Raw genomic sequence first — 11,912 nt, 5'->3', positions numbered from 1 at the left:
AGGAATCAATGCGATTCCTTTTTTTGATTCTGTTCCTGCAACCATATTTCATGTTTCTTTTTAAAGGTTTCATGTTTCCTATTTTGATTTCTTTTGGCGGCATCAATCGAATGTGACGCATGAATATCTTCGTCTTCTTCGGCAAAGTCTGCCAATTTTTCGTAGTAACAATGAATCTGGTCGAGTTCTTTCTCTGTAAGATCTTCAATATCTACCATTCGGTTGCTAGCCTTTTCATTGGCAGCAATTAACTCGTTTAATTTTATCTGAATCGCTTTTGAATCTTTATTCTGAGATTTTTGAATCAAAAAAACCATCAGAAAAGTAATTATTGTAGTTCCTGTATTAATCACCAACTGCCATGGTTCGGAATAATTAAAAACCGGCCCGGAAACTGCCCAAATTACAACGATAGAGACTGCGCTGAGAAAAGCATAAGAACTTCCCGTGAATTTGGTTGCCCAATTTGAAAATTTCTCAAAAATACTTTTATCTGATTTTGACATTATGCTTAATTTATGTTTAAATATAAACAAAAACCTACCCACTTGGTTGAGTTTTTAAGATATTTAAATGGAGATTTTATCACTTTGTCTAATCAATTTTCTGACATAATTATTTCGGATAATGGATGGCTTTATCGAGCTCGATTGGATTATTACTTTTCCTGATGTGATTCTGCATCATATCAGACAACTCTTTCATTTGTTCAGGACTTTTAACTTCAATACCCATCACCATAAATCTCGCGGTAGGATCAGTATTGTTCTTTATTTGTTCTTTAAACTCATGAAGCGGATCATTAAAATTATCAAACATTAATTTTTTGAGTCTTGCTTCATTAATTTTTACCGGCTTTTGTCCTCCAAAATTCTCAATAATTCCCGTGGTATCATACGTTTTCGAGAGATTATAACTTTTAAACAGAGAAAATTTAAAATTATTTTTGTCATCAGAAATTTCAAAAATCATACCCGGAAGACCTTTAAATTTGTATGGACCTTCGCTTAGCGCAATATCTTTTGTAAACCATGCCGTCCAGTTTCTACCTCCGAATTTGGTAGTTGCTTTTTGCAATTTGTATCCTCCTAGATTCTTCGTTTCATGAGACAGTTTCCAGTTTATCTGATCTTCTGTATCTACAATAAACATGTTTTGAACATGAATATAATTTGAATTAATATTCGAATTTTTCTTTCTGATTAAAGCGGGAGTATCATCCCAAATAACGTGGTTTTGACCTTTTGTTTTGTTGGTAGAATCTGTAACTACAAAATCATAGTTGTAAAATTTAACGTTATCAGTATTCACATCCAAAACCATACTTACCTTTCGCGACTCTGAATCAGTTGAATCTACTTTATAATGATATTCATAAATAAACCGATGCGTTTGAGCTGTCAGACTCAAACTTATCATTGTCATAAATAGTAAAATTGCTTTCATTGTAATAATTTGTTACAAATATAGAAATAAAATAGAACCTTGCAATACATAATAGTGTTAAATTTAAAACTTGTTTTAGTTTCAAAAAAAATCCCTATTCTTTCGAAAAGGGATTCTATAATGATGATAACTAAATTATCACACTTTAATTTCAACGTCAACTCCTGAAGGAAGTTCTAATTTCATTAGAGCATCAACAGTTTTAGAAGAAGAAGAGTAGATATCCATTAGTCTCTTGTGAGCTGATAATTGGAACTGCTCTCTTGCTTTCTTGTTTACGTGGGGAGATCTCAACACCGTGAAGATTCTCTTATTGGTAGGTAATGGAATAGGTCCGTTTACAACAGCACCAGTAGCCTTTACCGTTTTTACGATTTTCTCAGCAGACTTGTCTACCAAGTTGTAATCGTAAGATTTTAGTTTTATTCTGATTCTTTGTGACATTTCTTTGATTTAAAAAATTAACCTTTTGCTTTAGCGATAATATCTTCAGCAACGTTTTGAGGAGTAGCTTGGTACTTCTCTAATTCCATAGAAGAAGTAGCTCTTCCTGATGAAAGTGTTCTTAGAGTAGTAACATAACCAAACATTTCAGATAATGGAACTGAACCTTTGATCACAACGGCACCGTTCTTTTCTTCTTGTCCACTGATTGTACCTCTTCTCTTGTTAAGGTCACCAATGATGTTACCCATATATTCTTCCGGAGTTACAACCTCCAGTTTCATAATAGGTTCCATAATTACTGGCTTAGCAGCACGTCCCGCTTCTTTAAATCCTAATTTTGCAGCCATTTCAAAAGAAAGTGCGTCAGAATCCACTGCGTGGAAAGATCCGTCTTTAAGAGTCACTTTAATACCTTCAACTTCGAAACCAGCCAAAGGACCGTTTTTCATTGCAGCTTTAAAGCCTTTTTCAATAGAAGGAACAAATTCTCTAGGAACGTTACCACCTTTGATCTCATTAACGAATTCTAAACCAATTTTACCTTCGTCAGCTGGTCCTAATTCAAATACGATATCAGCAAATTTACCCTTACCACCAGATTGTTTTTTGTAAACTTCTCTGTGCTGAGCAACTCTTGTAAGATTTTCTTTGTATTCTACCTGTGGCTGACCTTGGTTTACTTCTACTTTGAATTCTCTTCTCATACGATCTACAAGAATGTCAAGGTGAAGTTCACCCATTCCTGAAATGATTGTTTGACCAGAAGCTTCGTCAGTTTTAACCTGGAAAGTAGGATCTTCTTCAGCTAATTTAGCCAAAGCGTTACCCATTTTATCCTGATCTGCTTTAGTTTTAGGCTCAACAGCAATACCAATTACCGGATCTGGGAAAACCATCGATTCTAGAACGATTGGGTTTTTCTCGTCACACATTGTATCACCAGTTTTGATAGATTTAAAACCTACCGCTGCACCAATATCTCCTGCTTCAATATAATCTACAGGATTTTGCTTATTAGCGTGCATCTGATAGATTCTAGAGATTCTTTCTTTATCACCTGAACGAGTGTTCAAGATATAAGAACCTGCATCTAGTCTTCCAGAGTATGCTCTGAAGAAAGCCAATCTTCCTACGAAAGGATCGGTAGCAATCTTAAATGCCAAAGCCGCGAAAGGCTCTTTTACGTCTGGTTTTCTTGTAATCTCAAGATCTGTTCTTGGGTCAGTACCTTTGATATCATCTTTATCCAATGGTGAAGGCAAGTATTTACATACTGCATCCAACATAAACTGTACTCCTTTATTCTTGAATGAAGAACCACAAGTCATTGGGATAATAGATAAATCGATAGTAGCCTTTCTCAAAGCTTCGTTGATTTCGTCTTCTGAAATTGAATCCGGATCTTCGAAGAATTTCTCCATCAAAGTATCATCATAATCAGCAACTGCTTCAACTAATTTTTCTCTATATTCCAGAACTTCAGCTTTCATGTCTTCAGGAATTGGCACTACTTCAAAAGTAGCTCCTTGTCCTGCTTCGTCCCAAACGATCGCTCTGTTTTTAATTAAATCAACTACACCTTTGAAATCTTCTTCAGCACCGATTGGTAAAACGATTGGAACTGCGTTTGATCCTAACATGGTCTTAACCTGGTTTACCACGTTAAGGAAGTCAGCACCTTGTCTGTCCATTTTGTTTACGAATCCCATTCTAGCAACTTTATAGTTGTCAGCAAGTCTCCAGTTTGTTTCAGACTGAGGCTCTACTCCATCTACTGCCGAGAATAAGAATACCAAACCATCTAATACTCTTAAAGATCTGTTTACTTCTACAGTGAAGTCAACGTGTCCCGGGGTATCAATGATATTGAAGTGGTAAGCTTTACTTTCAGGTAAAATTTTACCTTGATCAGTTGGGAAATTCCAAGAACAAGTAGTTGCAGCAGAAGTAATTGTAATACCTCTTTCTGCTTCCTGTTCCATCCAGTCCATTGTAGAAGCACCATCGTGAACTTCACCAATTTTATGGTTTACTCCTGTATAGAATAAGATTCTTTCTGTAGTGGTAGTTTTACCGGCATCAATATGCGCAGCAATACCAATATTTCTTGTAAATTTAAGATCTCTACTCATTTCTAATTAGAATTTAAAGTGTGAGAAAGCTTTGTTAGCTTCCGCCATCTTGTGAGTATCAGATTTTTTCTTGTATGCAGCACCTTCTTCTCTAGAAGCCGCTACGATTTCGTTAGCTAATTTCAAAGCCATAGACTTATCATTTCTTTTTTTAGAATAGCTAATTAACCATTTCATTGCCATAGAAATTTTTCTATCAGCTCTGATTGGCATAGGAATCTGGAAGTTAGCTCCACCTACTCTTCTAGAACGTACTTCTACGTGAGGCATAACGTTTGTTAATGCATCTTTCCAGATTTCAAGGGCAGTTTTTTCAGTTTCTCCTTTTTTTGCTTCTACTAAGTCTAAAGCATCGTAGAATATTTTGAATGCGATAGATTTTTTACCGTCTAGCATCAAGTTGTTTACGAATCTAGTTACCAATTGATCATTAAATGTCGGATCTGGTAACAACGGTCTTTTTTTCGCTTTTGTCTTTCTCATTGTTTCTGTACCTTATTTAATGATTATTTTTTCTTACCTTTAGCTGGCGCAGCTGCTGCCTGACCTGGTTTTGGTCTCTTAGCTCCATACTTAGATCTTCTCTGCGTTCTTCCGCTAACACCTGCAGTGTCTAATGCTCCTCTTACGATATGATAACGTACTCCCGGTAGGTCTTTCACCCTTCCGCCGCGTACCAATACTATCGAGTGCTCTTGAAGATTATGTCCTTCGCCCGGGATGTAGGCGTTGACTTCTTTACCGTTTGAAAGTCTTACCCTTGCAACTTTTCTAAGTGCAGAGTTAGGTTTCTTAGGTGTGGTAGTATATACTCTCGTACATACACCTCGTCTTTGTGGACAAGAATCAAGGGCAGCCGATTTACTCTTCTTGGTGAGTGCGACTCTTCCTTTTCTTACTAATTGTTGAATAGTAGGCATTTAATTGCTTTTTATTTTAGGGTGCAAAATTATGAATAATTTTTTAATTGACAATAAGTTAAGTGGAAATAAATATTTTTTAATCAAAAATAATTATGCAGAAATTCAGACAGAATACGTCTTATGATCTATATTTTATTAAAATTTTAATTTTACAGCTGAGAAAGAAATAATCAGTTGATCAATTCAACTTTTACATTTTTGTTCCAATTAAAGTTTTTGATATTTTTTTTCATTTGGGTGAGTTGTTCTAGATCAATACAATAAATAGAAACCTCTTCCCCATAGACCGAAATCTTATTATTTATCTTTAAAACTGCAACTTTCTTCCAGGCTTCAGGGATATTACCGTCAAACCAATCTTCATACACCACAGCTATCTCATAATGATTGTCAACTGTAAATTTTTCGATAAAATTTTTAAAATTCTCATCAAATTTTTTTCCATCTTTTGTAAAAGGAATCATTTCACTAGATCCAAGTCCTACAATATCCAGCAGACGAATATCTGTGAAATAAGTAATCGCACCGACATCATTGGCAACAACTTTAGATTGATTATAATAGGTATTGAGAAATTTTGCAGACTGTATTTGTTGTTCATAAATATTTTTCCCGCCGTTATTTAAAATCATATGGGCAATTCCAAATTTATAAATGAGTAAAATAAAATTCATTACAATCAAAAAACTCATCAGCTTTTCTTGTTTAATATAATTTTTAAAATCTTCAAAAAACAATTTCAATCTTGGAATCAAAGCCATAGAAAAGCCAACTAAAATATACGCTTCATATCTAAAACTACCTCGCAAGTCGGCAAAAAGTGCATGACAAATCATCAGAAGCGTAATCACTATTAAAAGGAAATTATTTTTTACTGCCTCAAGAAACTTATGATTTTTTAAATCTCTAAAAATAAAAATACCACACATTATTATAGGAAAGATCCCAACTTTATAAAAACTGATGTTTAGAAAAAGTTTATTCAATATAATATCTTTTAGCTGAATAAATAGATTGGTGTCAAGATTTAATTTAGTTCCTTTTACAACTACAGAATTTGGAAAAAGGTAGCCATCCTGCTGATAATTAAAATAACAAAATACTGCGATAGGAATAAATCCGGTCAATACAATCATCACAGCAGTTTTCAATTTTTTAATTAAAATAAAACAAAAAGCAAGAGTGATGAAATAAAACATACTTTCAAAACGCACAAGACCCATCAAGACTATCGTAAAATAAAAACCAAAAACAGCTGACCTGTTATGATTCATTTTTGATAAACATAAAATATTAACCACCATGAGCAAAACCTGAAACAGGTGTTCCATCCCGGATAACATCAACAGATGCAAAACCGCAAAAAAAACTGTAAACAAAACTGCTAATACTACGTTTTTAACCTCTTTTAAATATTCAGAATAATATATATTGAGGAAATAAAGAATGCCAAGCCCAAATACAATATTGATATACAATGGAAGTTGATCATTATTTCCAAAAATCTTGATACAGACACTCAGAACATAAGTGAAAAGAGGAGATGAAGACGAGGATGAAAATTCATGAGAAGTAATACCCCAAACCTGATGCAGTGCAAAGTTTTTTGCCATTGCCAAATGAATGTAAGCATCATCCAGAAAATAGATGTAATGATAATCAGTTTTAAAAAGAACATTGATGTAATATCCAAAACTCAATATGGCAATGATAAATACTATCATGCAGAAGCTTTTTAAATCAAATTTAACATCTGAGAACATACCTAATACATTTTAAAAATACCAAAGATAACCATCATCAATCATTTGAAGACGATTACGGCACAATTTTTCCTGCCAATTAAGTTATTAAAAAATAAACATATGAAAAATGCCAATATTATCGGTTTGCAAGAAGCAGATTGCCAAAAAATCTCAGAAAAACTCAATATACTTTTAGCCAACTATTCGGTTTTTTACCAAAACACCAGAGGTTCTCACTGGAATATCAAAGGCGAACAGTTCTTTACTCTTCATCCGAAATTTGAAGAATTGTACAACAGTTTAGTTTTAAAAATTGATGAGATTGCAGAAAGAATTCTCACATTAGGAGCGACTCCTGCTCATAATTATTCAGATTATCTTCAGGTTTCAACGATCAAGGAAAGCAAAGAAGTTTCTGACGGAAACAAAAGTGTTGAAATCATTTTAAACTCTTTCAAAGTGGTCATCGATTTACAAAGAGAACTTTTAGACATTACTGATAAGGCAGGAGACGAAGGTACCAACTCGCAGATGAGCGATTATATCACAGAGCAGGAAAAAGAAAGTCTGGATGTACAATTCATATTTAGGAAAATAAAAGACAAAAATCATTTTGCTGATGATAAAAATCGCCTCCAAAAAAGGCGATTTTTTTATTTATTTTATTACATTTATTTAAAATTAAAACATGTCCGAAATACGACTCAATTCTATACTCGACAACGATTTTTATAAGATTACAATGCAAAATGCGGTTGTCAAACTTTTCCCAAGTCAAATTGTAAAATACGAGTTTATCAACCGTGGAAAACACCACTTCCCTGAAGGTTTTGATTTGGCTTTGAAAATGATTGTCGATAAAATGGCAGAATTGAAACTCACAAAGGAAGAAAAGAAATTTCTGGCTAAAACCTGTCCGTATTTAAATTTACCTTATTTAGACTTTTTGGAAGGTTATCACTATGATCCTTCAGAGGTAAAAATAGTTCAGACAGGAAGTGACTTGAGAGTAACCGTTGAAGGATTATGGTACAGAACAATTCTTTGGGAAGTACCATTGTTAGCTTTAATCAGCGAATTGCATTACGAGATGAATCATATGGAAAGAGATTCTAACGATGTGGTGATGAGCAAAACACTTGAAAAGGCAAATTCATTAAATGAATTGGGAGTTAATTTTGCGGAGTTTGGAACCCGAAGAAGACATTCGTATAAAGTTCAGAATTTGGTGATGGAAGCTTTAACGCAGAAAAAGGAATCCACATTTATCGGAAGCTCAAACGTACATTTTGCGATGAAGTACAATGTAAAGCCTATCGGAACCCACGCTCACGAATGGTTTATGTTTCACGGAGCCGAGTTTGGTTTCAAAATGGTCAACGAATTAGCTCTTGAGCATTGGGTTGATGTCTACAGAGGCGATTTGGGAGTTGCACTATCTGATACGTATACAACTGATGTTTTCTTTCAGCAGTTTGATAAAAAATTTGCTAAACTTTTCGATGGTGTGCGTCACGACAGCGGAGATCCGTTTGAATTTGCCGACAAGACGATTACTCATTACCAAAGCAACGGAATTAATCCTTTATTTAAATACATTATTTTTTCAGATAATTTAAACTTAGAAAAAGTAGGAGAAATCACCAATTACTGCAAAGGAAAAATCGGAGTTTCTTTCGGAATCGGAACCAATCTCACCAACGATGTAGGTCTGAAACCAATGAATATCGTCATGAAATTAATCGGAGTTCAGGCTCTCAACAAAGAATGGATTCCTACGGTGAAACTATCCGACGAACACGGAAAATACACCGGTGATCCGAAAATGATCGAGCTGGCAAAAGAATTTTTGAGAATTAAAGACTAAAAACATATAATGATGAAAAAAATAATCCTTCTAATTTTAATCTCATCGACCTTGACGTCTTGTTTTATCTACACAAAAGGTGAAGATGGAAAACCGGCTGAAGATGGAAAACCAGGACAAAACACTTCAGTTGCCGAAAAAACTTCAGGATTTAACCAAAAATTAGCTGATTCTCTCGGAGCAGACAAGTTCGGAATGAAGGCTTACACAATCGTCATGCTGACAACAGGCACAGCGAAAATTGAAGACAAAGCTAAAATGACCGACCTGATGAATGGCCACATGGAAAACATCGGAAAACTCGCCAAAGAAGGAAAAATAGTCGTTGCCGGACCGTTTTCAGGAAAAAACCAAAGAGAATACCGAGGAATGTTTATATTCAATACAAAATCTAAAGAAGAAGCTGAATCTTGGGTAAAAACAGATCCCGCAGTTGCTGCAGGTGTTTTCAATTATGAAATTTTTCCTTGGTACGGTTCCGCTGCATTGCCTTTATATCTGAAGCATCACGATGAGATTGCGAAAGAAAATCCTTAAGTATAAACCTCGCAAATATGTGAGGTTTCTTATTTTTAATTAAATTAAACCAGCATGAAAAATAGATTTCGTTTCAACTAAAATTTTGACGGTTTCCCATAATCAAATCCTACTTTTCTTTTGTAATTTTGAAGAATGGAGACGACTTATTTAATCATTGGATTTATTTCCGGAGGAATTATTGGTGCTGTTATTTTGTATTTTATCCTAAAATCTTCAACGGTTTCCAGGAACTCTTACGATGAGCTTAATAGTTTATTCATTAAAAATAATTCAGATCTTGAAAATTCAATCTTAAAGATGAATGAATTAAGTCAAAATATTAATAATGAAAAAGAAATAAACTTACGTCAACACGATTTGCTCAATGATTTGAGAAGCGAGTTTTCCAGAATATCTGCGGAAAAATCTTCATTAGACACTCAGTTAAAAGAACAAAAACAGATTTATAACGATCAGATGATTCAGATCAAAGAACTCCAAGATAAAAAACAGGAAATTCTTGCTTTGAATTCTGAACTTTCAGCTATTAACAACAGTCTGAAAAATTCTCTTGAGACACAAAAAGAGGAAATCACTAAAATTCAGGAGGAATCAAAACTGCAATTTGAAAATTTGGCTAATAAAATTTTAGAAGAAAAAAGTGAAAAATTTACCACCCTTAACCAGAACAATCTTAAAAACATCCTTGATCCTTTTCAGGAAAGAATTACAGATTTGAAAAATAAAGTGAACGAAGTTTATGACAAGGAAAACAAAGAGCGTTTTTCTTTAGGTGAAAAAGTAAAAGAATTAGCATTACTCAATCAACAGATTTCGGAAGATGCCAAAAAATTGACCAGAGCATTAAAAGGTGAAAGCAAGACCCAAGGAAACTGGGGTGAAATGATTCTGGAAAGCATTCTGGAAAAATCCGGGTTGGTAAAAGGAAGAGAGTATTTTCTGGAACATGAACTGAGAGATGAAGATAACAAAGCTTTGTTTTCGGAATTTTCCGGTAAAAAAATGCGTCCTGATGCTGTAGTAAAATATCCCGACGAAAGAAATGTCATTATTGATTCTAAAGTTTCATTGACAGCTTTCACAGAACTCGTTGACGAAACGGATCAAAGTGTTTATCAAATAAAACTCAATCAACATTTGTCTTCCATGAAAACTCACATCAGTCAACTAAGTCAGAAAGCGTACGATGATTACGGAAAATCTCTGGACTTTGTGATGATGTTTATACCGAGCGAACCTGCTTATATTGCTGCAATGCAGGCTGATCAAAATCTTTGGAACTTTGCTTATGAGAAAAGAATTTTACTTCTCAATCCAAGCAATCTGATTACATCACTGAAATTGATTGCCGATCTCTGGAAAAGAGAATATCAAAACAGAAATTCTATGGAGATTGCAGAGCGTGGCGCAAAACTATATGATAAATTTGCGGGTTTTATAGAAAATCTTGAGAAAGTCGGGAAGAATATTGATCAGGCAAAAAATGTTTACAACGATGCATTCAAACAATTATCAACAGGTAACGACAATCTGATTTCTCAAACCCAAAAACTTAAATCTTTAGGAATCAAAAATAAAAAAGAACTTTCTCAAAGTCTGATCAACGGCATAAATGATGATTTATGATGGATAAATGATTTTTAAAAATTATTTTTGCAGTATATATTGATAAGCAATCATGATCATCGAAAGTTTTCAGAACGAAAAAATAAAGAACATCACCAAGCTTTTGACAGACAACCGTTTCAGAAAGAAATCTGGTGTTTTTGTCGTTGAAGGTCAGCAGGAAAACGAAAGAGCTTTGAAATATCATTTTGCACCTGAAGAATTCTTTATTTGTGAAAATATTTTTAAAGGAACACTTCCAAAAGAGAAAATCCATTATGTTTCTGAGAAAGTTTATGAAAAAATAGCTTACAGAGGAAGTTCTGAGGGGATTATCGGGATTTATAAAGCCAAAGAATCTGATTTAAATACTTTTAAACCTAAAAACGACTCAACCGTCATTATCGTTGAAGGCGTTGAAAAACCTGGAAATTTGGGAGCAATTTTGAGAAGCTGCGAAGCTTTCGGAATTGATGCTTTAATTATTGCAGATGCCAAAACAGATTTTTATAATCCGAATGTGATTCGTTCAAGTGTGGGATGTTTATTCGGAATGGAAGTTTTTCAGGCAGATAACCAGGAAACTTTGGATTTTTTGCTGAAAAACGAAGTCAATATCTACACCACTATTATGGATGAGACTTCTGAAGACCTGTATAAAAGAGATTTCAAAACAAAATCAGCAATTTTATTCGGCACAGAACATTCAGGGCTCAGTGAATTTTGGATCGGAAAAGGAAAAAACACTTTGATCCCGATGATCGGAAGTATTGATTCGTTGAACTTAAGCAATGCTGTAGCCATTACCTGCTATGAAACCTTGAAACAGAAGAAAAGTCAGTAAAACTGATAACTCAATATTGAGCATAAAAAAACCGCTTCGCTGGGCGAAACGGTTCTTTATTTTTAGCAGTTGCTAGAAATTATTTCTTAACAGCAGCTTTAGCTGAGTCAGTTTTAACTTCAACGCTATCTTTCTTCATATCAGCAGCAGCTTTAGTAGAATCGATAGTAGCATCAGCAGTTGAATCAATTGCAGTCTGAGTTGAATCAGCAGTTTGCTCTAATGAATCTGTAGTAGAAGTTGTAGCTTCACCTTTCTTACAAGCAACTAAAGAGATTGCAGCGATAGCAGCTACGAATAATGACTTTTTCATAATAAATTAAATTTAATTTTGTTAATATTGTTTTTTAAATCTTTTTCTCT

The 11,912-nt window shown here is 34.2% G+C and carries 12 protein-coding genes and 1 pseudogene; 5 read left to right on the top strand and 8 right to left on the bottom strand.

The features are described from left to right. Positions 1-5: 5 nt before the first annotated feature. The 7 genes from ACZZ9T_RS05655 to ACZZ9T_RS05625 all read right to left on the bottom strand — a co-directional run bounded on the left by ACZZ9T_RS05655 (position 6) and on the right by ACZZ9T_RS05625 (position 6,672). Complete coding sequence (locus tag ACZZ9T_RS05655) at positions 6-506, bottom strand: low affinity iron permease family protein (RefSeq protein ID WP_463441280.1); 501 nt, start codon at positions 504-506, stop codon at positions 6-8. Positions 507-615: 109 nt separating this feature from the next. Beyond that, positions 616-1,446, bottom strand: a complete 831-nt coding sequence (locus ACZZ9T_RS05650) for a GLPGLI family protein (protein ID WP_463441279.1) — start codon at positions 1,444-1,446, stop codon at positions 616-618. A 138-nt stretch (positions 1,447-1,584) separates the two neighbouring features. Then, positions 1,585-1,890: a 30S ribosomal protein S10 gene (gene rpsJ, locus ACZZ9T_RS05645; RefSeq protein ID WP_002661363.1), complete on the bottom strand. Its 306-nt coding sequence runs from the start codon at positions 1,888-1,890 to the stop codon at positions 1,585-1,587. Positions 1,891-1,907: 17 nt separating this feature from the next. Beyond that, positions 1,908-4,025, bottom strand: coding sequence for an elongation factor G (gene fusA, locus ACZZ9T_RS05640; protein ID WP_463430388.1), 2,118 nt, complete (start codon positions 4,023-4,025; stop codon positions 1,908-1,910). A 6-nt stretch (positions 4,026-4,031) separates the two neighbouring features. After that, positions 4,032-4,508, bottom strand: coding sequence for a 30S ribosomal protein S7 (gene rpsG / locus ACZZ9T_RS05635; RefSeq protein ID WP_463430387.1), 477 nt, complete (start codon positions 4,506-4,508; stop codon positions 4,032-4,034). A 23-nt stretch (positions 4,509-4,531) separates the two neighbouring features. Continuing rightward, entirely contained in the window at positions 4,532-4,945 is a 414-nt protein-coding gene (rpsL, locus tag ACZZ9T_RS05630; protein ID WP_027383325.1) for a 30S ribosomal protein S12, read from the bottom strand. Between the two features lie 173 nt (positions 4,946-5,118). Further along, entirely contained in the window at positions 5,119-6,672 is a 1,554-nt protein-coding gene (locus ACZZ9T_RS05625) for a hypothetical protein (protein ID WP_463441278.1), read from the bottom strand. A gap of 141 nt (positions 6,673-6,813) precedes the next feature. Here ACZZ9T_RS05625 and ACZZ9T_RS05620 point away from each other — a divergent pair. From ACZZ9T_RS05620 to ACZZ9T_RS05600, 5 genes and pseudogenes are all read left to right on the top strand, one after another. After that, positions 6,814-7,291, top strand: a pseudogene (locus tag ACZZ9T_RS05620) (Dps family protein). Positions 7,292-7,381: 90 nt separating this feature from the next. After that, positions 7,382-8,560 carry a nicotinate phosphoribosyltransferase gene (gene pncB / locus ACZZ9T_RS05615; RefSeq protein ID WP_463441277.1) on the top strand — a complete coding sequence of 393 codons (1,179 nt, stop codon included), beginning with the start codon at positions 7,382-7,384 and terminating at the stop codon, positions 8,558-8,560. 12 nt (positions 8,561-8,572) lie between these two features. Next, the gene (locus ACZZ9T_RS05610; protein ID WP_463441276.1) at positions 8,573-9,097 is read left to right on the top strand and encodes a YciI family protein; all 525 of its coding nucleotides are present in this window, start codon (positions 8,573-8,575) and stop codon (positions 9,095-9,097) included. A 135-nt stretch (positions 9,098-9,232) separates the two neighbouring features. After that, positions 9,233-10,726, top strand: a complete 1,494-nt coding sequence (locus tag ACZZ9T_RS05605; protein WP_463441275.1) for a DNA recombination protein RmuC — start codon at positions 9,233-9,235, stop codon at positions 10,724-10,726. Positions 10,727-10,778: 52 nt separating this feature from the next. Beyond that, entirely contained in the window at positions 10,779-11,549 is a 771-nt protein-coding gene (locus ACZZ9T_RS05600) for a TrmH family RNA methyltransferase (RefSeq protein ID WP_463441274.1), read from the top strand. 79 nt (positions 11,550-11,628) lie between these two features. On the opposite strand, the gene ACZZ9T_RS05595 is transcribed toward ACZZ9T_RS05600, so the two are convergent. Then, entirely contained in the window at positions 11,629-11,862 is a 234-nt protein-coding gene (locus ACZZ9T_RS05595; RefSeq protein ID WP_463430380.1) for a hypothetical protein, read from the bottom strand. Between the last annotated feature and the right edge of the window lie 50 nt (positions 11,863-11,912).

Source organism: Chryseobacterium sp. AC417 (assembly GCF_979258215.1).
The sequence above is the reverse complement of the archived record's forward strand: the minus strand, read 5'-3'. Positions and strand labels throughout refer to the sequence as shown.